Consider the following 22,773-nt stretch of genomic DNA (forward strand, 5'->3'; position numbering starts at 1 on the left):
GAGCCCGGCGAGCACCACTACGCCGGGTGGCGCTGACCGGCAAGGACAGCACCACCCGGCGAGAACGGGCCTGGCGCAAGGATTCGACCCCACTCAGTCGTGGGTGGTCATAGAGTCTTGGGCCGGCTCAGCCGTGGAGCGGCTTGCTCCACACGGTCTTGCTCTTTCCCTTGCCCCACGAGCCGGTGGCTTTGGTGATCCACGTCTGAACCTTCGCAGGGTCCTTGACCGCCTTGGTGGCGACGTAGCAAGCCCTCGTGTGGTTACTGCACTCCGCCGACGCCATCCTCTTCTTGCCCTTGTAGAGGGTGACGGTGAGCTTGGTGTAGGCCGGCTTGAAGTTGCACTGGATCGCGCCGCTGCCGAACTTGTCGGTCTTCCGGTCGACGCGGTCGGTGTACGCGGAGACCTTGCAGGTCTTCTTCTTTGCGGTGGCGCCGTGGTCCGCGGCAACGGCCGTGTTGGTGGCGATTCCCGTAGTACCGAGAACGCTCACGGTGGCGGCGCTCACAAGGAGTGCGCGAGATGCCTTGAGCATGCGCATGCCGTATCCCCTTCGGTTCATCAATGCCCCTCCCACTGCTCTCACTTCACTGCATTCGCTGCGCTGCGCAGCAGCGTGGAAATGGCTCAACTTTTAGCTGTGGCGACCGTGAAGGTGTTGCCCGCGCATCAAAATGACAGCCGTGACCGCCGCCCACATCAGCGATGCTGCACGCATTTTCATAGCCACGCGCACCCCTTCAGGCCGACACGGCGCTGACCTGCGGTAGCGCAGGAGTTTGGTCTCAGCGCCACGGCATGTCCGGTGATGTACCTATGACCGATCGGACGGCCCTGGGCAGCCGAGTCAGTACTTAACGCAGGCTTTGGCTTCACTGCGGTACTGGGGGTCCGGGTACAGGGGGTGCACCCACCATCCCATCATGCAGAATTTCTGGGTGCCGTTGGGGTTCTTGAGGCTGACCCACTTGGTGGACATCGTCTTCCCGTAGGCCCGCATCCGCACGTCCTAGAGCGGATCCCACGCTGTCGTTGGCAGTCAGTCCACAGCTCTTGACTGTACGTCTACTCAGGCGATGTGGCGGGCTTGGTGGTGGCGGTAGGCGCTGGATGGGATGCGTAGCGGCGGTGCAGAAGGCGCGGATGGGGGTCGTGCGCTGGGTCGGCTCGCCCGGTCACGGGCTGTGCGAGGTCACGGCGAGCGTGCGGCTCAGTCGATACAGAACTCGTTGCCTTCGATGTCCAGCATCGGGATGCACGCATCATTGCCGTCATACAGCGTTTGCAGGTGTACCGCGCCGAGCGGGACCAGTCGTGCGCATTCGGCCTCAAGTGCGGCGAGACGCTCTTCCCCCACGAGTCCGGTGCCGACCCGCACATCAAGATGCACCCGGTTCTTGGCGGCCTTCCCTTCGGGGACACGCTGGAAGTACAGTCGCGGGCCCACACCTGACGGATCACTGCAAGCGAACCATGAATCGCGCTGCTCAGGTGGCTGCGAGCGCTTGAACTCGTCCCAAGTGGCGAACCCCTCCGGTGGCGGCGGGACGACGTACCCCAGCACCTCGCACCAGAAGCGAGCGAGGCGCTCAGGTTCTGCGCAGTCAAAGGTGACTTGGAACTTCTTGATCGCTGACATCGCCGCAACGTACCAGGAGACTCCGCCTCCCACCGGTCGTTTTTCCCAAGATCCAGTCCTGACCAACTCCCCTCATGCCAAAGGTCAGTTACCGGACAACCTGCGCGTCACCGCGGATGTCGTAGGCGAACACACCACTGTTCGAGGCAACGTACAGGGACGTGCTGTGCGGGGAGAAAACGCAGGTAGCCAAGGTGGACTCCGTACGCATCAGGGCTGCTGGTTCGCCGTTGGCAGTGCTCCACAGGCGGATGGTCTGGTCGTTTCCGGCGCTGGCGATCCACTCGCCGTCCGGGCTGACCGCCAAGGATTTCACCGACGCGGTGTGCCCCCGCAGGAGACTTACGGGCTCGCTGGTGGCGGCGTTCCACAGGCGGATGGTCTGGTCGTTTCCTGCGCTGGCGATCCACTGGCCGTCCGGGCTGACCGCCAAGGCGCTCACTGGCATGCCGTGCCCCCGCATGGAGCGCAGGAGTTCACCATTCGTCGGGTTCCACAGGCGTAGGGTGCCGTCGTCTGCCGCGCTGATGAGAGTCGCGCCGTCCGCGGTAACGGCCAGGGCGCGCGTCTGGTGCCCGTGTCCGGACAGCGCGCGCCGGCACGTGCCCGATGCCAAGTCCCAGATGCGGATGGTGTTGTCGCTGGCGTCGGTGGCGATCCAGTCGGCGTTCGGCGCGACGACGAGGGCCCTTGTCCACTGAGGAGAGCCGGTGGACAGGGTGGTGCGGCAGGTGCCGTTGTGTGCGTCCCAGAGGCGCAGGTCGCGGCCGATTCCAGCCGTGACGATCCGGTCGCCGTCCGGGGTGATGGCGACCGATCGGATCCGGTCCGTGGGCCCGGTGAAGACTTGTCGAAGGGTGCCGGTCGCGGCATTCCAGGTGCGCAGGGTGTGGTCGGCGTCAGCGGTGACGAGCCAGGTCCCGTCGGGGCTGACGGCGACGTCCCAGACCTGGCTGCCGCGGCTGACGGCAGGGGGTGACGTGGCCAGGTCCCACACGCGTGCCGTGTGACCGGTTCTGGTCGCGGCGGCGAGCCACCTGCCGTCCGGGCTCACGCTGATTGCTCCGACTGGGCTCGTGTGGCCGGTCAAGGAGCGCGGGCCGGCATCACTCGCCAGGTCCCAGATGCGGATGGTGTGGTCGGAGTCTGCTGTGGCCAGTCGCTGTCCGTCAGGGCTGATGGCGAGCGCGGACGCATGCCTTCTGTACCGCGTCAGGATGCGGGGCGGTACCTGGTGTGGGGCGTGCGTATCCCAGATGCGGATGGGGGGTTGCTGTTCCTGGGTGGCGAGCCAGCGGCCGTCCGGGCTGACCGAGAGTACGCCGGGGCGGCATGGCTGATGTATATCCTCCGCACTGCGCCAGGTGCCGGAGACGAGACCGCGAATGGTGACGTGGACGGTGTTGTTTTGTTCGGCGATCCAGACGTCTTCCCCACTGATGGCGAGTGCTGCCGGATTCCAGGAGTAGCTGTTCCTGCGCCACTGCTGAAGCTGCTCACCGTCGCGAAGGTCCCACAGACGTACGCTCTCCGTGTCGGTGCCGGTTGCGGCAATGCGGGAGTTGTCCGGGCCGATCGCGAGAGCGCTGACGGGTCCCGACCGGCTGGCAATGGTACGCAGTAGCCTGCCGGTGGTGACTTCCCAGATATGGATGACGCCGTCCGCATGCCCGCTCGCCAGTCGGGTGCCGTCCGGGGTGATCGCGGCCGCCGTCAGTGTCCCGGCGTGTTCCGTCAGGTCCAGCACGAAGCAGGGATCGGGCAAGTCGGGCGGGGTGTTCCGGTCAACGAGGACCGTTCCGCTCCGGGTAAGGGACGCTGCCTGGGCGCGCCAGGACGGGACGTTCCCCAGTCGGCTGTACAGGATGTCGTCCAGGAAGTGACCGGGTTCCGTGGGGGTCAGCAGCGGAGCGGCACGTCCCAGCTCCTGGGCCATGAGACGGGCGGAAGGCGTAGCGATCAGTGAGAGATCGTTGAATGGGGCCGTAGGGCCTCGCTGGTGCAGACGCGTACGGATCCATCGGAGGTCGGACGCCACCTCCTCGGCTCGGGTGGCCGGCCCGCCCTCGACCATGTGCTCGATGAGGTGATCGAGGAGATAGCCGTCGGACACCTCCCACCATGCGCGTACCCGCCCCGTTCCGGAGGGGGGAGCGGGAGCCCAGGGGACATCGTGGGCAATCGCGTCGATGAAGCAGGCATGGATCGCGGGCAGTTCTGGAGCCAGTTCGCTTCGCAGATAGTCGCGCACCACGTCGTGAAGGGCGATCGTCCCGCCGGCAGTCTGCGCGTTAAGACTGAGCAGGGACAGATCAGCCATCTGCTTGCACAATGCGCGCGCCTCCATTTCGTGGAGGCCGGCACTCGCCTGCCACAGCCGGCAGACCAGGCTGACCGGGACCGTTTCGTCCTCCGCGAAGATGCCGAGCTCCGCGAAGCGACGACCGCCCTCGGACGGCAGCAGCGTGGTGGCGGCCTCGATACTGGCCCGCACCGCCTGGTTCCTGCGCTGGGGATCGTCAAGGTCCAATGCGGCCACGGGGTGCGGCACGCCATCGATCGCGGAGGGGCCCCGGTGTTGCAGCCGTTCGAGCAGGCGACGGGCGGCCTGCGTGAGATCGGCGCCCGTGGCAGCCTGCCCCGCCAGCCATTGGTTCGCCATACGCAGCAGCAGCGCCCAGCGCCCGGTCACCAGCACCAGGTCCTGGACCAAGGACGTCGCCAACTCCGGCAGGCCATGGGTGAGAACGGCTTCCGCTTGCTTCTGCGACATCCGGTCGACGACGATCCGAGCCCCTCCGCCGGGGAGGACTGCCGAATTGCGGGTGGTGATGAGCCGCACGCAGTTCTTGTCGCCCCCGCGGAGGAACGGCGCCAACTGCTCCGGTTCCCACACGTCGTCGAGCACCAGCAGCGTACGCGGACGCAGATCAAGCAGGGCTCCTAACCGAGCCCCGGCCTGCTCCGGATCGGTTCCCGCTTCCATGGTGTCCCCCGTGACATAGCGGGTCACCTCCGCGACCTTCGCCGCGATCGCGGCCCGTCCGCGCACATCGCGGCCGATCGTGATCACGTGCACGCCGCCAGGGAACCGTTGGCGCACCTTGCGGTGCGCACAGACGACGTGGGCCAGCGTGGTCTTCCCGAAACCGCCCGCCCCGTGCAGACCGGTGGTAATGCCCACTGATCCACGTCCGCCACGGCGGCGCACCAAGGACGCCACCACTTCCGCTTCCTCGCGGTCCACGACCCACTCCGGAATCACCGGCGGCGGGGGAACAGGCGAAACCGCCGTCCTGCCTGCGCCGGACTGGGAATACAACGTCATGAGCAGCGCCAAGATACCCGCACCCGCTCCCAGAACGCTCGCCAGAGGATCCGCTTCCCCCCAGCCGTCCCGAAAGGCAGTGACCACGAGCCACACCAATGCCGCCACGCCTGGTGCGGCCAAGAAGCGCGCTTTCCACTTACCTGTGCCCATGGGACCATCCTGGCGTCTGCACTTCACCGCATGCCATCAGTTCGGACGCCTTGGCGGCGGGCAGGCCGGCAGTCGGACCTGACTGACGCCTCGGCGGAGTCGGCAGGCGGCACAGCGCGCGTGCCCGGGCTCACGTCATGGGCATGAATTCGGGCAGTGTCAGGGCCGAATGGGCCGGTCGGCCCTCCGCGGAGGGCATGGCGCTGAGATTGCGCAGCATGTCGTTGCGCTGCTCCAGGGCCCGGGCGGTGGTCGGGAAGAGTGTGGCATCGCCCTCGCCGACCTGCTCCTGGTTGTCGGTCACGAACTCACGGGTGTGGTGTTCGTAGGCAGCGAAGCCCGCGGTGTGGTCCCGGTCGGCCAGGGAGCCGGCGAGCATGTACGCGCCGACGAGCGCGAGGCTGGAGCCCTGTCCGGTAAGGAAGGAGGGCGCGTACGCGGCGTCGCCCACCAGCGCGACCCTGCCGCTGGACCAGCGGGGCATGCGGATCTGGCTGACCCCGTCGAAGAACAGGTCATCCGCGTCGCGCATGGCGGCAAGCATGCCCGGGACCTGCCATCCCGCGTCGGCGAAGACCGCCGCGACCAGGCCCCGTTGGGCTGCCGGGTTCCGGAACGCGTCGAACGGCGGTTCCGGGTGGGCGAAGTTCAGGAAGGCGTGCACATCGTCGTTGTCCCCCACGGCCTAGAGTGCGGCGGCTCTGCCCGGGGTGTTCCACATCATGAGCTCGTGGGAGAGCCCGAGGGTGTTGCGCATGGTGAATCCGGCGAAGCAGTAGCCGAGGTAGCGGTGGAACCGCTCTTCGGGGCCGAACAGGAACTCGCGGGTACGTGAGTGCAGACCGTCCGCACCGAACACCATGTCGAACGTACGCCTGCTTCCCCCGCGGAAGGTGACGTCGACCCCGTGGCCGGACTGGTCGAGGGTGTCGATGGAGTCGTTGAACAAGAACTCCACGTCGTCACGGACCGCCGTGTAGAGAGCGCCGGTCAGATCCCCGCGCCGCACCTCGAGGTCCCGTCCCGCGACACCGCCGGTGACGGTGTGCGGGTTGACCGAGGCCACCTCGCGGCCGTCCCCGTCGAGGAAGGTCAGCCGGCGCAGGTCGATGTGCGCATCCTGAAGTCGCGGCAGGATTCCCATCCTCCGGACGACCTCGAGTGCGGTGCCGCGCACGTCGATGGGGTAACCACCGTCACGAGGTGTGCCCGCTTTCTCGACCACCGTGACCGCGAATCCGTAGCGGTTCAGCCAGAATGCGAGGGCGGGCCCCGCGACGCCGGCCCCGGATATCAGGACCTTGCGCCTCGCCGTGGTACGGGTATCCCTCAACAGGCCGGTGGGGGTCATTCATATCCAGCTCGCGTTGCAGGAGCGGGAGCGTCGGTGTCACCACCGACTCCAGGGCACCGGTGGCGACTGCCAGCATGCCGAGGGCCGCGACAGCGCCCTTTCCGATGCGAACCGGGAGAGCCAGAGTTGCGGTCATGGACGTCCTTTCCGTCATTGCCGGGCGAGGAAGGGCCCGGCCGTACGCGAGGGGTCCACGCGGAAGCGGGCCGCCATCCTCTCGGCGGCCCGGGAACTGTTTCTCACCGACGGCTTCGACCGGACCAGCGTCGACGCGGTCGCCGCCCGGGCCGAGGTGTCCAAGCGGACGGTCTACGACTACTTCGGCGACAAGCAGACGCTGCTCAAAGCCGTGGTCGACGCCGTCGGCCAGTCACTGATCACCACGATCCGGCGCACCCTCGACGACACCCTCACCGACCTCACCGAGGCCGCCGACCTCGAAGACGCCCTGGTCACGTTCTCGATGAGCATCGCGACCGACATGCTCGGCTCGGCGGAGTACGCAACGCTGCAACGCCTGGTCCGGGCGGAGTCCGGCCACCTGCCGCACCGGGGCTACAACTCCATGGCCGACACCCCCGACGAGGCACTTGCCGAGCGGTTCGCCGCCCTTGCCGCCGCCGGGCTGCTCGACGTCCCCGACCCCCGACTCGCAGCCGACCAGTTCATCGCGCTGACCTTCGGCGTCGCGCTGGACAGGCTCGGTTCCGCGAATGCCGCGGAGGACACCCGCGTCCGGCCACTCGTCGTCGAGGGAGTGCGGACCTTTCTCCGGGCATACCGAGCCGTGTAGGGCTGGGGCGGCATGAAAGAACAGTGCGCCCTCAGCCGACCTTCCTCCCCCTTCGGGTGGCGAGCCGGTCGACGGCTTCGAGGACCTCGTCGCGGGTCAGGAAATCGATGCATCGTCAAAGAAGAGGGCGCGACGCACGATTGAGAATGCTGCTCTCCTTCGTGTTGCCCATGAAGGGTAAATCGGCATCGAAGAGGGCACTCTCGCGAGGGCTCATCGCGGCGGGCTCGGTTTGCCCGATTCCGATCGTTGAGCGAGTTCGCCAGAAGCCCCGCTGGAATGAAATCCGGCGGGGCTTCTGGGATGTTTGACGGCAACGGTGATGGCACCAGAACCCGAGATGCCAGTCGCCGAGCGGCAACCGCCGGCAGTCGGAGCCGCGAGATGCCGCCATCAGAATTCTCAATACCCCTACGGGATAATGAGGCTTGCGGTATCGCAGGTCAACGCGATCTGCCTACTGCACCAAGTAGGAGAACTCACGCTGGAGTGAGGTGGCCCAGCAGGGAGGGACTGCGGGGGCTAATCGTCGATGCACTTGGGGTACTTCGAGCCCCGGTTGCAGTCGTGGTAGTCGTACTTGCTGACCCGGAACTTCTTCCCCTTTCCCCCCTTTGCGGGATCGACGACCAAGTAGAACTTCTTCCCGTCCTTGGTCTTTTCGGTGACCCGGCCTTCAGGGCCTTGGCCGAAGTCCTGTGCGCACCCGGCGAGTGCGAGCGCGGCGACTGTCACGAGGACGGGGGTGAGGGCGAGGCGACGCATGTCGTGCTCCGATCAGCTTTGAAGACGGGGGAAGTCTAGGTGGTCAGCTGACTGGTGGAGCAGGCCGGGTACTCCAGTCACTCGAACCGTCATTACGCGGTGAGGGCAAATGGGTTGGGGAATAGGGAATGCCTGCGATTCAGCTTCGCGAGCACGAGGTGGACCAGAAAGCGAATTTCCGGGAATGGGTGGGATTTTCTGCAAGATCACCTGTGCCCATTCAGGGGGCTCCGGGCACGACCGTGTCTCGACCGGGACGGGGAAGACGACCACGGCCGCTGCGTCCGCGCCGGAGTGAGGAGTAGGGAGCGACTCTACGGACAGCGGATGGGCGGCTTCGACCTGGCCATCTCTTGGGGCGGCTTGGTGGGCAACAGCTGGGCGGGTTGGGTAGCGCCCGCGTTGCTCGGGGCGGACGGATAGCCTGGGCCCGTCAGCGAAGATCGCACAAGGATGGAGCACATGACAGACATCATGGAGACGGCGGCGCGGAAGGTCTTCGAGCGCTACGACCTCGACGGGGACGGCCTGGTCAGCGCGGAGGAATACCGGAAGGTCGTGGCGGAGTTGGAGGGCTCGGAGATCACCGAGTCGCAGGCTCAGGAGCTGATCGACTCGCTCGACACCAACGGCGATCGCCAGATGTCTTTCGAGGAGTTCTGGGCAGCCATGAAGGGCTGATGCTGCCGGGCCGTCTGGCCTGAGAAAGACCGCAAGGCCAGGAGAACTGCCGGGCGCAGCAACAGCTCTGGGGCGAATCGGAGCCCTGAGCTGCCTGCCGCGGATGGTGTTGAGCCGGCCGGACACACCAGTGCGCAGCCCCCCGGGCCGGCATGAGCCTGGGGTCTGCGCACTGGTGTGTCTGCCGGACCATGGACGGAGCCGTGCGGCGGACCGCGTAGCCGTCGGCGGCTGTCAGTGACGCGGGACGGTGGGTCGGGCCTTGCTGGGACGACGCTGCGCGTGTCGGGCCCCGCGTCCGTCGGGCGCCTCAGCTGCCGACCGGCTCGGTCGGTGGCGTGATGTCCCGGCCGGCGGTGGGCTGTTGGACGGTGGCCGGTGCCGGGTCCTCGGAGGGAAGGCGCAGGAAGAGGGCGAGGACCGCGCTGACGACGTAGAGGGTCACGAAGATCCACATGATGCCGGCGACGCCGAACGGGCCGATGGCCAGACCGACGATGGCCGGGCCGATGAAGGTGCTGAGCCCCGCACCGAGGTTGAGCACGGCCATCGCCGCGCCCTTGTGCTCCGGGGAGAGCGACGGCATCAGCGCGGACAGCGGGACGTATCCGGCGAGGGTGGCGCCGTAGAGCACGCTCACGAGGATCGCGACGCCCATGTGGGCCCCGGTGGCCAGGGGTACGTAGTAGAGCAGCAGGGTGCTGACGGCGCAGCCGAGGCCGCCGCAGTACGCCACGGTGCGGCGCCAGCCGAGCTTGTCGCCGATCACGCCGAACAGCAGGTTCCAGATGATGTTGCTGGTGAACATCGCGCTGAGAATGGTCAGCCAGGAGCCCAGTGAGAAGCCGATGGTCTTGGTGAAGAAGAGGGGGAGGAAGACCAGGAAGCCGAACTCGGGGGCGGTGTTGATGGCGCGTACGACGCCTCCGATGCCGATCTTGGGCTGCTGCCAGATGATGGTGATGCTCTTCAGCAGGGTGGCGACGGGGCGCCCTTCGGTGCGCATCGTGCCGTGCGGTTCGCGGACACCCATGAGGGCGATGGCGCCGCCGAGGACGACGAGGCCGAGGGAGAGCCACAGGGTGACGTACTGGCCGACGACGGGGATGGTCGCCTTGGCGAACAGGGAGCCGAGGGTGGGCAGGCCGCCGGTGAAGGCGAACCAGAACCACCCCACGGCGGCGCCCAGCCGGCGCTGGGGTGTTGAGGATGTGATCCAGACCAGGAATCCGAAGGCGAAGAGGGGGTAGCCGAAGCCGCGGAGCGTATAGGTGGCGAGCATGACCGGGTAGTTGAAGGCCACCACGCCGAAGGCGAGGAAGAGCACCTGACACACGCCCCAGATGCCGAGTCCGGTCCACATCACCCGGCGCGGCCCCCACAGCTCGGACAGCGCGCCGGAGGCCCACGCGGCGACGGCGGCGGTGATGCCGTACGCGGACAGCAGCAGGGCGACCCGCTGTGTGGAAAGTCCGTGGTCGGTCAGATACGGCGAGAGGTAGCCGGACTCGACACCGTCACCGATCATGAAGAGCAGCAGGCCCAGAAAACCCCAGGCCAGGGGGTGCGGTATGCCGAGCCGGTCGGTCAGCTTGGGTGATGGCCCGCTGCGGGTGGGGGACGTGGAACCCACGGGTGCCTCCTTGCGGTAGGTGTCCGGACGGCCGGGTGGCCGTGAGTGAAGCCCGAAGTTCCACGTGAACCTCGTCGGCGCCTACAGCGTCAGCATCTCCATGGGAAATATCAAGAGTCGCGTTAAAATTATCAGTCGGAGTGTTGCCCGGGTGTGGCGTGGCCGGTTCCGGTCAGGCGGTGTCGACCACCCGGACATCGGTCAGTTTGCCCATGGACGCCAGCAGACCGGACTCGACCGGGCCGGTCAACAGCACATGGTCGAAGGCTTCCACGCCGGCCAGCCGGTGCAGGGCGCTGCGGCCGACCTTGCTCTGGTCCATGAGCAGCACGCGGCGCGCACCGGCGTCCCGCATCGCCCGCTTGACCGCGACGATCTCCTGTTCCTGGTGGAAGGTCATGGTGGCCGTCATCGCCGAGGTGGAGAGCACGGTGAGGTCCACCGAGAATCCCGCGACCATCTCCAGCGCGGGCAGCCCGATCCATGAGTCGTGGGTACGGGAGTACTCCCCGCCGATGCACATCAGCCGGATGTTCTCCGCGTCCCGCAACTCCTCAGTGATCAGGCGGTAGTTGGTCACCACGGTCAGCGGCCCCACCTGCGGCAGCAGTCTGGCCAGTGCCAGGGCACTGGTCGAGTCGTCGAGCATCAGGGACATGCCCGGCGTGATGAACTTCAGCGCCTCCTTGGCCAGGGCGTTCTTGTCCGCCACATGGGAGTGGAGCCGGTAGTCGGAGCTGGACTCGAAGACCGTGGACGGCTGCGCGGAGACGCCGCCGTGGTACTTGCGCAGGACACCGCGTTCCACCAGTTCGGTGATGTCGCGGTGCACGGTCATCAGGCTGACGCCGGTCAGCTCGGCCAGGTCGGCCGCGGTCGCGTCTCCGTGCGCCACGACGTGGTCGACGATCTGCTGCTGGCGCTGCTGGCGGGTGGCGCGTTTCCCCTGATTGGTCATGCCGTTCATCCTGCCCCGTCCGGTCGGATGTGACGTCACCGGCCCAAGTTTTTATCACGCGACTAGTGACAGCTAACTCCATGGACGTTAATTTACCGGTACCGCGATGGTAAGGAGTACCGGCCGTGGCCGAAGCAGTGGTATTTGACATGGACGGCGTGCTCGTCGAGAGCGAGCACCTCTGGGAGGAGCTGTGGACGGCCTTCGCAGCCGAACGCGGCGCGGCATGGGGGCCCGAGCAGACCAGGAGCTGCCAGGGCATGAGCGCTCCCGAGTGGGCCGCCTACCTCACCGCGTTCGCCGGTGGCGGCGAGAGCCCGCACGCCACCGAGCAGGCCGTGGTCGACGGTATGGTCCACGCCCTGGAACAGGGCCGGATCGACCTGCTGCACGGCGCCCGTGCGATGGTGGCCGAAGCCGCGGCCTGCGCGCCGATCGCGCTCGCTTCCTCCGCGCCGCGCCGGATGATCGACGGAGTACTGGTGCACCATGGCATCGACCACCACTTCAAAGCGACGGTCTCCAGCGCCGAGGTGGCCCGCGGCAAACCCAGCCCCGATGTGTATCTGGCCGCCGCGGCGAAGCTCGGCGTGCCCGCCGAGGGCTGCCTGGCCGTCGAGGACTCCAGCAACGGCCTGCGCGCCGCCGCCGCGGCGGGGATGACCGTGGTGGCCATCCCCAACCCCCAGTACCCGCCGGCCGCCGACGCGCTCGCCGCGGCCCGGTTCACCGCCGCCGACCATGACGCCGTACGCCGCTACCTGATCAGCCGGCTGAAGGAAGGTGACCGGGCATGACCCAGGTCCTCGCAGCGGGTGATGAATTCGTCGCCCCGGAACTGTTCGTCGACGCCCTGCGGGACGCCGCCCCCGGCACCGACCTCGCCTTCCGCTCGCTGCGCTCGCCCTGGCCGGTCACCCCCTTCGGCCCGGTCGGCGGTGTCGACGAGGCCAGCGGCACCGAGGACGACGTCCTGGCCGCCCTGGGCAACGCCGAGATCGCCCTCACCCAGATGGCGCCGTTCACCGCCCAGGTCATCGAGCAGGCGCCCGCGCTCCAGCTGATCAGTGTCTGCCGGGGCGGCCCCGTCAACGTCGATCTCGCCGCCGCCACCAAGGCCGGCGTCGTGGTCTCCTACGCCCCGGGCCGCAACGCCGCCGCGGCCGCCGAATTCGCCATCGGCCTGATGCTCGCCGCCCTGCGCCGTATCCCGGCCGCCGACGCCGAGCTGAAGAAGGGGGTCTGGCGCGGCGACTACTACGCCTACGACAACGCCGGCACCGAACTCGACGGCACCACCGTCGGACTGGTCGGCTACGGCGCCATCGGCTCGATCGTCGCCCGCGTGCTGCGCGCCTTCGGCTCCCACGTCCTGGTCGCCGACCCGTACACCGACCCGGCCCGGGCCGCCGCCGACGGGGTCGAACTGGTCGCCCTCGACGCACTCCTCCGCCGCAGCGCCGTGGTGAGCCTCCATGCGCGGCTCACCCCTGAGACCCGGCACCTGCTCAACGCCGACAACCTCGGTCTCCTGCCCGAGGGCGCGGTCCTGGTCAACTCCGCGCGCGGCGGCCTCCTCGACTACGCACCGCTGCCCGCCCTCCTGGAGAGCGGCCGCCTCGGCGCCCTCGCCCTCGACGTCTACGACCTCGAACCGCCGCCCGCCGACTGGCCGTTGCACCGCTCCCCCCACGTCATCACCACCCCGCACCTGGCCGGCGCCACCCGCCAGACCGCCCATCGCGCCGCCGCCATCAGCGCCGGTGAGGCGGCCCGCTTCCTGCGCGGTGAGCCGCTGAAGTTCGTCGCCAACCCGGAAGTGCTGCCAGGGGGTGCCCGATGATCGTCGGAGTCGATGTCGGCACCTCCGTCACCAAGGCCCAGCTGATCGGCAGGGACGGGCACACCACCCCCGCCCACGAGGCCCGCAGCACCGTCTACACCCTGCCGGGAAACCGCGTCGAGCAGGACCTGGACGAGGTCATCGGCACCGTGATCACCGTGGTTCGGGCGGTGGTCGCCGATGCCCGGCGGCTCGGCGAACCCGTCGAAGCGCTGGCCCTGACCGGTCAGGGCGACGGGCTGTGGCTGCGCGACGCCGGAGGAGCGAGCGTCGGCCGTGCCCTCTCCTGGATGGACGGCCGCGCCGCCGGCATCCTGGACGGCTGGACGGCCGACGGCGTCGCCCACCACGTCCACCAGCGCACCGGCGCCGGCATGTTCCCCGGCTCCGCCGCCCCGCTCCTCGCGCACCTGGCCAAGCACGAGCCCGAGCGCCTGGCCGACGCCGCCGTCGCCGGATACTGCGTGGACGCCATCGTCCAGCGCTTCACCGGCCAGATCACCGTCGACGCCTCCGACGCCTCCCAGCCGTTCCTGAACGTCGCCACCCGCACCTACGACGAACCGGCCCTCGACCTCTGCGGCCTGAGCTCCTACCGGCGACTGCTCGCCGAGCCCGCGCCGCCCGGCACCCTCTTCCCCCTCCTGCCGGACGTGGCCGCACAGCTCGGCCTGCCGCCCGGACTGCCCGTCTCCGCGGGCCCGTTCGACATCCCCGCCTGCGGATTCGGCTCGGGCCTGGCCCGGCCGGGCGACGGCAACCTGATCATCGGGACCACACTGGCCAGCCAGGTGCTCACCGACGACCCGGCCCCGGTGACCGGCGACGAGCCCGCCGGCATGCTGCTCGCCACCCCCTACGAGCGGCGCTATCTGCGGGTGATGCCCGCCATGATCGGTACCGCGGGGCTCGACTGGCTGCTGAAGCTGCTGGGGGTGCGGATCGCCGAACTCGACGCCCTGCTGACCACCTCGCCCCTGGGCGCCGACGGGGTGAGTGCCCTGCCGTTCCTGTCGGCCAGCGGCGAGCGGGCCCCGTTCGTCGACGCCCGCGCGCGGGGCCGGCTGGACGGCCTGTCCCCGCTGACCTCCCGCGCCGATGTCATCCGCGCCCTGTGCGAGTCCGTGGCGTACTCCGCCCGGCACTGCATGGAGACGCTGGGCGTCACCGGAGCCGTCACCGCCTGCGGCGGCGGCGCCCGGTCCGCCGAATGGGCCCGCGTCTTCGCCGGCGTCCTCGGCACCGACCTGTACGTCTGCGACGACGCGGTCGGCATCCGCGGCGCCGCCCAGGTCGCCTGGCAAGCCCTCGGGCAGCCCGTCGACGCCGGCCGGTGGCACGCCCAGCGCCGCACCGTCACCGCCGACCCCGCCGCGATCGAGTTCTACGCCCAGGGCTACGCCGACTACCGGCACAGCCTGGCCGCCGCCCGCGAGGGCTGGTCCCGGTGACCGCGTCCGGCCCGTGCACCCCCAGGAGCCTTGTATGACCCGCCTGTTCAACGATCCGGCACGCTTCGCCGACGACATGGTCACCGGCTTCGCCGCCGCCCACCCCGAGTACGTCACCGCGGTCCCCGGCGGAGTCATACGGACGGCGCGCCCGCGGCCCGGTAAGGTCGCCGTCCTCACCGGCGGCGGCAGCGGCCACTACCCCGCCTTCTGCGGCGTCGTCGGCCCCGGTTTCGCCGACGGCTCGGTGATCGGGAACATCTTCACCTCACCGTCCGCCGACCGCGCCCGTGCGGTGGCCGTCGAGGCCGAATCCGGCGGTGGGGTCCTCTTCCTCTTCGGCAACTACGCCGGGGACGTGCTGAACTTCGGCCTCGCCGCCCAGCAGCTGACCGCGGACGGCATCCCCGCGCGATGCTTCGCGGTCACCGACGACATCGCCTCCGCACCCGCCGGCGACCTCGCACGGCGGCGCGGCATAGCGGGCGGCTTCGCGGTGTTCAAGACCGCGAGCGCCGCCGCCGAGGAAGGCGCCTCGCTGGACGAGGTCGTCACGATCGCGGAACGCACCAATGCCCGCACCCGCTCCCTCGGCGTCGCCTTCGCGGGCTGCACCCTGCCGGGCCGGTCCGAGCCGCTGTTCACCGTCCCCGCCGGCAAACTCGGCCTGGGCCTCGGCATCCACGGCGAACCCGGCGTCAGTGAAGGCGAGTTGACCTCCGCGGACGATCTGGCCCGCACCCTGGTCGAGGGACTGCTGGCCGAACGCCCCGCGCACACCGGGTCCCGCGTCGCCGTCCTCCTCAACGGTCTCGGCAGCACCAAACACGAGGAGCTGTACATCCTGTGGGCCGCCGTGTCCCGCCTCCTGGCCGAGGAGGGGCTCGAACCCGTACGACCCGAGGTCGGCGAGCTCGTCACCAGCCTCGACATGGCGGGCTGCTCCCTCACCCTGACCTGGCTGGATGACGAGCTGGAACGCCTGTGGCTCGCCCCCGTCGACACGCCCGCCCACCGCCGCGGAACCGTGCACCCCGCCGGACCGGCCACGGAGGCACGGCACCCGCGCCCCGACCCCGGTCGCCGTGCCTCCGCGGCCTCCCCTCTCCCCACCGCCACCGGCGCCGCCGGACGGACCACGGACCGCGCGGTACGGGCCCTGCGCGCCGCCTGCGAGGTCCTGCACGAGCAGGAGGAAGCCCTCGGCCGTCTCGACGCGGTGGCCGGGGACGGCGACCACGGGCGCGGTATGTGCAAGGGCGTGGACGCGGCCCTCGCCGTCGCCGAGCGGGCCCACGAGGAGCACGCCGCCCCCGCCGCGCTGCTCGGCGCCGCCGGTGACGCCTGGGCGGCCGACGCGGGCGGCACCTCCGGCGCCCTGTGGGGTGCCGCGCTGCGGGCACTGGGCTCCGCGCTTCCCGCCGACCGGGCCCCCGAACCCCAGGAGTTGGCGGCCGGGGCCGCGGCCGCACTGGCCGCCGTCACCTCCCTCGGCAAGGCGGAGCCGGGCGACAAGACCCTCGTCGACGCGCTCCAGCCGTTCGCCGCCTCGTTCACCCGGCGCCTCACGGACGGCGGCCCGGTGACCAGTGCCTTCGCCGAGGCCGCCGCCGACGCCCGTACCGCCGCCGAGGCCACCGCCGGACTGCGCCCCCGGCTCGGCCGTGCCCGCCCCCTGGCCGAGCGCAGCCTCGGCACCCCCGACCCCGGGGCCATATCCCTCGCCATGGTGCTCGAAGCCGTGGCCGCCCACCGGAAGCGTTAAGGAACCACGATGACCATCGCGCCCCCTCCCCCACCGCTCCGCCTCGTCGTGGGCAGTGACGACGCCGGGCTGGAGTACAAGGAAGCCCTCAAGCGCGACCTCGCCGCCGACCCCCGGGTCGCCGAGGTCACCGACGTCGGCGTCCGCGGGGACGAGCACACCGCCTACCCGCATGTGGCCGTCGACGCGGCCCGCCGCGTCGCCGAGGGCGACGCCGACCGCGCGCTGCTCGTCTGCGGCACCGGACTCGGCGTGGCCATCAGCGCCAACAAGGTCCCCGGCATCCGCGCCGTCACCGCCCACGACAGCTACTCCGTACGCCGCTCGGTGCTCAGCAACAACGCCCAGATCCTCTGCTTCGGCCAGCGCGTCATCGGCCTGGAACTGGCCCGCACCCTCGTCGACGAATGGCTCGGCCAGCACTTCGACGAGCAGTCCACCTCCGCCGAGAAGGTCGCCGCGATCGGCGCCTACGAGCTGGCCCGCTTCCAGGACTCCAGGCAGCAGCTCACCGCGGACGTGCGCACCGCGCTGCACGCCGCCGCACTCACCGGAGAGGAACCGCGCGGTCTCTGACCGGCTCTGCCTCACCACCCTGCGCACACTGGCCACGACGCCTTCAGCAGGTCGGCATCGTCGGCTCGCTCACCACTGCCGACCGGTGTTTTGTATCCGGTGGGTATCAGAGAGCGCTTGAGTATCCATCGAATCGGTGGGCCGCGACGCCGAAGCCGTCGCCGCGTTCGGAGTCTGTCGTATCGTTCCGTTCAGGTCGCCGACTGTGCGTGCAGCCGGCTGATGTCCGGGCCATCCGAACTGGGCCATCCGAACAGGAGCCATCCCCCGTGTCCTCATCCGCCCCGGCCGGGGCCTCTCCGTCTGCTGTTCATGTGCTGCTGGTGGAGGACGACGACCTGATGCGGCGGTCGTTCACCGTCGCTCTGGAGCGTTACGGGTATGAGGTGAAGGCCGCCGCCGACGGGCTCGCGGGGCTTGAGCTCTTCCGCGAGGAGAGCTTCGACCTGCTGATCCTGGACGTGATGCTGCCCGGTCTGGACGGGATCGGCCTGTGCCGCAGGGTCCGGGAGACCAGCTTGGTGCCGGTCTTGATGATGTCCGCTCGTGGTGACGGGCTCGATGTGGTCGCCGGTCTGGAGGCCGGAGCGGACGACTACGTGGTCAAGCCCGTGGAGACGTACGTGCTGGTGGCGCGCATCCGCTCGCTGCTGCGGCGGGCGACCTACGCGCCCGCCCCGGGACCCGGGCGCGGCGCGGGCGAGGAGCGGGCGTCCGAGGGGGATGTGCTGGTCTTCGGGGACCTGAGCGTCGACACCGCCGGCATGGAGGTGCGCGTCTCCGGAAGCCCGGTGGCGATGACCCCGACCGAACTGAAGCTGCTGCTGGAGTTCGCCGCCCACCCGGGCGTCGTCCTGGAGCGCCACACCCTGCTGCGCAACGTATGGGAGTACGGCTGGGACGGCGACAGCCGGGTGGTGGACCTGTGCGTGCAGCGGCTGCGCAGAAAGCTGGGGCGGGAGCGGATCGAGACGGTCCGCGGCTTCGGCTACAAGCTCAGGCGCTGAGACCGGTGTTTCGCTTTCGCCGGCTGCGGCCGGACCGCACGTCCCTGCGCTGGAAGATCGCCGCGCTGGCCGCGGTCACCGCGTGCCTGGTCGTGGCGGCGGTGGGCGTGCTGGTGCACCTGTGGACCGCGCACGACATCCGCGACCGGGCCGAAAGGGAAGCCTTCAACGGGGTCTACTCGGCCATGGAGGTCTACCGGCGTACCGGCACGCTGGCGGACGGCGCCGAGCTCGATCCGGCCGACCTGCCCGCCGCACTGCGTGACCCGGCCGACGGCGACCGGCACACGGCCTACGACGAGCGCGTGGACGGAAATATGGGGCCGAGCGTGTGGGCCGCCATGCGGACCGGCGGCCCGGGCAGCCCGGTCCTCGCCGTCCAGGTCAACATGAACGGCGACTTCTACGACCTGCGCCGACTCGACGTGACCATGACGTTGGCCTCACTGGTCACACTCGCGATGGCCACGCCCCTGGCCGTCTATGGGGCCGGGCTGCTCGCCCGCAGGCTGCGGCGGGTCTCCGAGACCGCGGGCCGGATCTCCGCCGGGGACCTCGACGCCCGGACCGGGCCCACCAAGGGCCGCGACGAGGTGGCCGACATCGCCGCCACCGTCGACCTGATGGCCGACAGTCTCGGCCAACGGCTGCGTACCGAGCGGCAGTTCACCGCGGATGTGGCCCACGAGCTGCGCACCCCCGTCGGCGGTCTGCTGGCGTCCGTCGACCTGCTGCCGCCGGGCGAGACGGAGGATCTGCTCCGTGCCCGGGTGCGTGATCTGCGCGGCCTGGTCGAGGACCTCCTTGAGATCTCCCGCCTGGACGCCGGGGCCGAACAGCCCGTCCGTGCCCGGGTGCCGCTCGGCGCCGTCGTCTCCGAGGCCGTGGCGCGCACCGGTCTCGACACCGAGGTCACCGTCGCCGATGCGCAGGGCGCGGGGGACGCCACGACCGTGGAGACCGACCCGCGCCGCCTGGAGCGGATCGTCAGCAACCTCGTCGTCAACGCCCACCGGCACGGGGAGGCCCCGGTCGAGGTCACCGTCGAGGGCCGTACGGTCGTCGTGCGCGACCACGGCCCCGGGTTTCCGGCGGATCTGCTGCGCCACGGTCCGCGCCGGTTCCACACGGGGGCCACCGAGCGCGGCTCGGGCCACGGCCTGGGCCTGACCATCGCCCTGGGACAGGCCCGGCTTCTCGGCGCCGAGCTGCATCTGGACAACGCCCCGGGCGGCGGCGCCGTCGCCACCCTGCGCCTGCCGGACTGACCGCCCGCGGCCCACGCCCTACAGAACCGCTACGAAGCGGCGCGGGCACCGATACACGGTGGCTCAGGCGCCGATACGTTCCCCGGACACCCTTCGGAGTGCACCTTTCCGCACCCGAAGAGGAGTCCGCCGTGACCACCACCCCCCGCTTCCCGACCACGCTGCACACGACGCCCGGGCTCGCGGCCGAAACCACCGATCTGACCAAGGTCTTCGGCAGCGGCGACACCCGCGTCACGGCCCTGGACCGGGTCAGCATCGGCTTCCGGGAGGGCGAGTTCACCGCGATCATGGGCCCCTCCGGCTGTGGCAAGTCCACCCTGATGCACTGCGCCGCCGGGCTCGACACCCCCACCTCCGGCTCCGTGCGCATCGGCACCACCGAACTGAGCACGCTGGGCGACCGGCAGCTCACCCAGCTGCGCCGCGACCGCATCGGCTTCATCTTCCAGGCGTTCAACCTGCTGCCGACGCTGACCGCGCTGGAGAACATCACGCTGCCGCTGAGCATCGCCGGACGCCGGCCCGACCAGCAGGGGCTGGACCGCGTGGTCGCCATGGTCGGCCTCGCCCAGCGCCTCGACCACCGCCCCGCACAGCTGTCCGGCGGGCAGCAGCAGCGCGTCGCGGTCGCCCGCGCCCTGGCCTCCCGCCCCGCGATCATCTTCGGCGACGAGCCCACCGGCAACCTCGACTCCCGCGCCGGGGCCGAGGTCCTCGGCTTTCTGCGCGACTCGGTACGGGAGCTGGGCCAGACCGTGGTCATGGTCACCCACGACCCCGTCGCCGCCGGATACGCCGACCGCGTGATCTTCCTCTCCGACGGCCGCCAGGTCGACGAGATGGCACACCCCACCCCGGACCGGGTCCTCGACGTCATGAAGATCTTCGACGCCGGCTCACGCACCAGCTGACCCTCGCCTGCGCCGCATGTCCTTGTCTCTCCACATCCCTGAAAGCTCCTCATGCTGAGTACAGCCCTGCGCAACGTCCTGGCGCACAAGGCACGTCTGCTGATGACCGTCCTCGCCGTCTGCCTGGGTGTCGCGTTCGTCTCCGGCACTCTCGTCTTCGCGGACTCGACCGCCGCTGCCTACCAGGCCGCCGAGTCGAAGAACTTCGCCGGCATCGCGGTCAGCGTCACCGCGGCCGACCCCCCGCCCGGCACCTCTGCGAACCGGCCGAGCCCCCTCACCGACACGCTCGCGCGGAAACTCACGACCGTGCCCGGCGTCGCCGCCGTACGGCCGTCGGTCGACGGCAGCGCCGCCCTGAACGCGGCGGACGGCACCCCGCTGCGCGTCAAGATGGGCGCGAACCAGGCCGCCGCCTACGTACCGGGCAGCAAAGGCAAGGACTCCCGTTATCCGCTGATCGAGGGCCACGCCCCGACCAAGAGCAGTGAGATCGCCGTCGACCAGGGCACCGCCACCGCGGGCCACTTCCGGCTCGGCGACACGATCACGCTGGCCACCGACGGCCCGGCCATGACCAAACACCTGGTCGGCATCGTCACCACCAAAGACACCCGGGTCACCGCCGGCGGCACCCTCACCCTGTTCGACCAGGCCACCGCCGAGCGCCTGTTCGCCACCCCAGGCCACTACACCAGCATCGACGTGTCCGCCGCGTCCGGCGTCGACGAGTCCGCGCTGACGCAGCAGGTCACCGCGATGCTCCCGGCCGGGGCCGAGGCCACCTCCGGCGCCGCCCAGGCCGCCCAGCAGGCCCTCTTCGTCGGCACGCTGACCCGCGGCTACGCGAAGATGCCGATGGTCTTCGCCGCGGTCGCGCTGTTCATCGGCTCGTTCCTGATCATCAACACCTTCACCATGCTCGTCTCCCGGCGCACCCGTGAGATCGCGCTGCTGCGGGCGATCGGCGCGACGCGCCGTCAGGTGGTGCGCACGCTCCTCGCCGAAGCCTTCCTGGTCGGCCTCGCCGCCTCGGTGGCCGGGTTCCTCGTCGGCCTCGGCATCGCCCAGGTCCTGCCCGGCCTGCTGAGCAGTGACGGGAATCAACTGCCCCAAGGCGGCCTGGTGATCGGCGCTCGCCCGATCGCGGCGGCCTTGTTCGTCGGGATCGGCGTGACCGTCATCGCCGCCTGGCTGCCGTCCCGCAGGGCCGCGAAGATCGCCCCGGTCGAGGCCCTGCGCTCGGCCGCACAGCCCGCCCCCCGCTCCCGCGTGCGCCCGATCGCCGGGGCAGCCCTGCTCGCCCTCAGCGTCGGCACGCTGGCCTCGCTCGCCGCCACCGCGAAGGACGCGTCCCAAGACAACCTCAACAGCGCGATGTTCGGCTGCGGCTTCCTCATCATCGGCCTGATCATGGTCGCGCCCGTGCTCGCGCCCCCGGTGCTCCGGCTGACCGGACGCGTCACCCGCCGGTTCGGCATCACCGGCCGACTCGCCCAGCTGAACGCGCTCCGCGACCCGCGCCGCACCGCCGCGACCGCCGCGACGCTGTTGATCAGCACCGCCCTGGTCAGCGGCCTCGCCATCATCGGCAACTCCACCGGGCAGGCCCTCGACCACCAGGCCGCGGCCGGTCTCAGCGCCGACTACGTGATCAGCACCAGCAACACCATGACCGGCATCGACCCGGCCGCCGTGCGGCGCGTGACCCGAGCGCCGGGCGTGCGGACCGCCGGCGCCGTCGCGGACTCGACCGTGTTCATCGGCGGCAAGGTCCAGGAGATCTCCGGTGTCGACCCGGCCACCGTCAACCAGGTCATGAAGCTCCACTTCCTCAGCGGCTCCGACACCCACCTCGGACCGGGCCGGATCGCCGTCTCCAGCAGCCTCGCCCGGAAGCACGGCCTGACCACCGGCAGCCGGATCAAGATCAGCATCGGCAGGAACCAGACCCTCAAGCTCCACACCGTCGTGGGCGTCTACCAGGACAACCCCACCGCCCGCGACGCGCTGGGCGCACGCACCGAAGTCCAGCAGGACAGCTTCCTGCCCCACTCCGTGCAGCGCATCCTCGTCCGCGCCGATGACGCGACCGGGCACGACCTGCGCACCGCCGTCGGCAACAGCCCCCTGCTCAAGGTGCACAACCGCGCCGAGCTGGTGCGCGAGGCCGCCGGCACCATGAGCAACCTGCTCACCCTGATGTACGGGCTCCTCGCCATCGGCGCCGTCATCTCCTCGCTCGGCATCGTGAACACCCTGGCCATGTCGGTCGCCGAACGCACCCGCGAGATCGGCGCACTGCGCGCCCTCGGCATGGACCGCACCGGCATCCGCCGGATGATCCGCCTGGAAGCGGTGACCGTCGCCGCGTTCGGCACCCTCCTGGGCCTGGCAGGCGGAGTGTTCAGCGCCTGGGCGGCCGGCGCACTCGCCAACGGCGCGATGGCGGAGTACTCCCTGGCACTGCCCTGGGGGACGCTCCTCCTCGTATGCCTGGTGTCCCTCACGATCGGCGCCCTCGCCGCCGCCGTCCCGGCCCGCCGGGCAGCCGCCCTGAGCCCGCTGGAAGCCGTCGCGGAGGCGTGACGCACAGCCTCCGGCCATCTTCCACGGATCCCGCCGGGGTCGCGATCCATAGC

Annotated in this window: 17 protein-coding genes and 2 pseudogenes; 11 read left to right on the forward strand and 8 right to left on the reverse strand. The window is 70.0% G+C overall.

The features are described 5' to 3' along the window. Window positions 1-127: 127 nt before the first annotated feature. From ACFWJW_RS04460 to ACFWJW_RS04480, 5 genes and pseudogenes are all read right to left on the reverse strand, one after another. Window positions 128-565 carry a hypothetical protein gene (locus tag ACFWJW_RS04460; RefSeq protein ID WP_387234724.1) on the reverse strand — a complete coding sequence of 146 codons (438 nt, stop codon included), beginning with the start codon at window positions 563-565 and terminating at the stop codon, window positions 128-130. 648 nt (window positions 566-1,213) lie between these two features. Beyond that, complete coding sequence (locus ACFWJW_RS04465; protein WP_387234727.1) at window positions 1,214-1,642, reverse strand: VOC family protein; 429 nt, start codon at window positions 1,640-1,642, stop codon at window positions 1,214-1,216. Between the two features lie 88 nt (window positions 1,643-1,730). Further along, window positions 1,731-5,123, reverse strand: coding sequence for an NB-ARC domain-containing protein (locus ACFWJW_RS04470; protein ID WP_387234729.1), 3,393 nt, complete (start codon window positions 5,121-5,123; stop codon window positions 1,731-1,733). Between the two features lie 130 nt (window positions 5,124-5,253). Next, window positions 5,254-6,474: pseudogene (locus ACFWJW_RS04475) on the reverse strand (FAD-dependent monooxygenase). Beyond that, window positions 6,449-6,613, reverse strand: a pseudogene (locus ACFWJW_RS04480) (MFS transporter); the annotation flags it as partial. The pseudogenes ACFWJW_RS04480 and ACFWJW_RS04475, both read right to left, overlap by 26 nt. A 75-nt stretch (window positions 6,614-6,688) precedes the next feature. Here ACFWJW_RS04480 and ACFWJW_RS04485 point away from each other — a divergent pair. After that, the gene (locus tag ACFWJW_RS04485) at window positions 6,689-7,270 is read left to right on the forward strand and encodes a TetR/AcrR family transcriptional regulator (RefSeq protein ID WP_387235108.1); all 582 of its coding nucleotides are present in this window, start codon (window positions 6,689-6,691) and stop codon (window positions 7,268-7,270) included. A gap of 522 nt (window positions 7,271-7,792) precedes the next feature. On the opposite strand, the gene ACFWJW_RS04490 is transcribed toward ACFWJW_RS04485, so the two are convergent. Next, entirely contained in the window at window positions 7,793-8,035 is a 243-nt protein-coding gene (locus tag ACFWJW_RS04490) for a hypothetical protein (protein WP_387234731.1), read from the reverse strand. Window positions 8,036-8,488: 453 nt separating this feature from the next. Here ACFWJW_RS04490 and ACFWJW_RS04495 point away from each other — a divergent pair, with 453 nt between their 5' ends. After that, entirely contained in the window at window positions 8,489-8,716 is a 228-nt protein-coding gene (locus ACFWJW_RS04495; protein WP_387234734.1) for an EF-hand domain-containing protein, read from the forward strand. A gap of 310 nt (window positions 8,717-9,026) precedes the next feature. Here ACFWJW_RS04495 and ACFWJW_RS04500 read toward each other — a convergent pair whose 3' ends face one another. Together ACFWJW_RS04500 and ACFWJW_RS04505 are read right to left on the reverse strand one after the other, a co-directional pair. Further along, complete coding sequence (locus tag ACFWJW_RS04500; protein WP_387234737.1) at window positions 9,027-10,349, reverse strand: MFS transporter; 1,323 nt, start codon at window positions 10,347-10,349, stop codon at window positions 9,027-9,029. A gap of 172 nt (window positions 10,350-10,521) precedes the next feature. Then, the gene (locus ACFWJW_RS04505) at window positions 10,522-11,307 is read right to left on the reverse strand and encodes a DeoR/GlpR family DNA-binding transcription regulator (protein ID WP_387234740.1); all 786 of its coding nucleotides are present in this window, start codon (window positions 11,305-11,307) and stop codon (window positions 10,522-10,524) included. A gap of 125 nt (window positions 11,308-11,432) precedes the next feature. On the opposite strand from ACFWJW_RS04505, the gene ACFWJW_RS04510 reads away from it, so the two are divergent. From ACFWJW_RS04510 to ACFWJW_RS04550, 9 genes are all read left to right on the forward strand, one after another. Continuing rightward, complete coding sequence (locus ACFWJW_RS04510; RefSeq protein WP_387234743.1) at window positions 11,433-12,104, forward strand: HAD family hydrolase; 672 nt, start codon at window positions 11,433-11,435, stop codon at window positions 12,102-12,104. Further along, a complete protein-coding gene (locus tag ACFWJW_RS04515) occupies window positions 12,101-13,150 on the forward strand; it encodes a 2-hydroxyacid dehydrogenase (protein WP_387234746.1) in 1,050 nt (349 codons plus the stop codon). Before ACFWJW_RS04510 ends, ACFWJW_RS04515 begins: the two co-directional genes overlap by 4 nt. Continuing rightward, on the forward strand, window positions 13,147-14,601 hold the full coding sequence (locus tag ACFWJW_RS04520; protein WP_387234749.1) for an FGGY family carbohydrate kinase: 1,455 nt from the start codon (window positions 13,147-13,149) through the stop codon (window positions 14,599-14,601). Before ACFWJW_RS04515 ends, ACFWJW_RS04520 begins: the two co-directional genes overlap by 4 nt. Window positions 14,602-14,635: 34 nt before the next feature. Next, entirely contained in the window at window positions 14,636-16,366 is a 1,731-nt protein-coding gene (locus ACFWJW_RS04525) for a dihydroxyacetone kinase family protein (protein WP_387234752.1), read from the forward strand. 9 nt (window positions 16,367-16,375) lie between these two features. Then, the gene (locus ACFWJW_RS04530; protein ID WP_387234755.1) at window positions 16,376-16,942 is read left to right on the forward strand and encodes a ribose-5-phosphate isomerase; all 567 of its coding nucleotides are present in this window, start codon (window positions 16,376-16,378) and stop codon (window positions 16,940-16,942) included. 269 nt (window positions 16,943-17,211) lie between these two features. Beyond that, window positions 17,212-17,949: a two-component system response regulator CseB gene (cseB, locus tag ACFWJW_RS04535; protein WP_387234758.1), complete on the forward strand. Its 738-nt coding sequence runs from the start codon at window positions 17,212-17,214 to the stop codon at window positions 17,947-17,949. Window positions 17,950-17,954: 5 nt separating this feature from the next. Beyond that, window positions 17,955-19,217, forward strand: coding sequence for a sensor histidine kinase (locus ACFWJW_RS04540; RefSeq protein ID WP_387234761.1), 1,263 nt, complete (start codon window positions 17,955-17,957; stop codon window positions 19,215-19,217). Window positions 19,218-19,378: 161 nt separating this feature from the next. Continuing rightward, window positions 19,379-20,131: an ABC transporter ATP-binding protein gene (locus ACFWJW_RS04545; RefSeq protein ID WP_387235111.1), complete on the forward strand. Its 753-nt coding sequence runs from the start codon at window positions 19,379-19,381 to the stop codon at window positions 20,129-20,131. 51 nt (window positions 20,132-20,182) lie between these two features. Then, entirely contained in the window at window positions 20,183-22,720 is a 2,538-nt protein-coding gene (locus ACFWJW_RS04550) for an ABC transporter permease (protein ID WP_387234763.1), read from the forward strand. Window positions 22,721-22,773 lie beyond the last annotated feature (53 nt).

This window comes from Streptomyces sp. NPDC127097 (assembly GCF_042724075.1).
Classification (GTDB): Bacteria; Actinomycetota; Actinomycetes; order Streptomycetales; family Streptomycetaceae; genus Streptomyces.

Bases quoted from the DNA above. Each gene is read 5' to 3' on its own strand.
- ACFWJW_RS04460 (WP_387234724.1), bottom strand. From the start codon at position 565: ATGAACCGAAGGGGATACGGCATGCGCATGCTCAAGGCATCTCGCGCA.
- ACFWJW_RS04550 (WP_387234763.1), top strand. From the start codon at position 20,183: ATGCTGAGTACAGCCCTGCGCAACGTCCTGGCGCACAAGGCACGTCTG.
- ACFWJW_RS04515 (WP_387234746.1), top strand. From the start codon at position 12,101: ATGACCCAGGTCCTCGCAGCGGGTGATGAATTCGTCGCCCCGGAACTG.
- ACFWJW_RS04520 (WP_387234749.1), top strand. From the start codon at position 13,147: ATGATCGTCGGAGTCGATGTCGGCACCTCCGTCACCAAGGCCCAGCTG.
- ACFWJW_RS04530 (WP_387234755.1), top strand. From the start codon at position 16,376: ATGACCATCGCGCCCCCTCCCCCACCGCTCCGCCTCGTCGTGGGCAGT.
- ACFWJW_RS04490 (WP_387234731.1), bottom strand. From the start codon at position 8,035: ATGCGTCGCCTCGCCCTCACCCCCGTCCTCGTGACAGTCGCCGCGCTC.
- ACFWJW_RS04465 (WP_387234727.1), bottom strand. From the start codon at position 1,642: ATGTCAGCGATCAAGAAGTTCCAAGTCACCTTTGACTGCGCAGAACCT.
- ACFWJW_RS04505 (WP_387234740.1), bottom strand. From the start codon at position 11,307: ATGACCAATCAGGGGAAACGCGCCACCCGCCAGCAGCGCCAGCAGCAG.
- ACFWJW_RS04525 (WP_387234752.1), top strand. From the start codon at position 14,636: ATGACCCGCCTGTTCAACGATCCGGCACGCTTCGCCGACGACATGGTC.
- ACFWJW_RS04470 (WP_387234729.1), bottom strand. From the start codon at position 5,123: ATGGGCACAGGTAAGTGGAAAGCGCGCTTCTTGGCCGCACCAGGCGTG.
- ACFWJW_RS04495 (WP_387234734.1), top strand. From the start codon at position 8,489: ATGGAGCACATGACAGACATCATGGAGACGGCGGCGCGGAAGGTCTTC.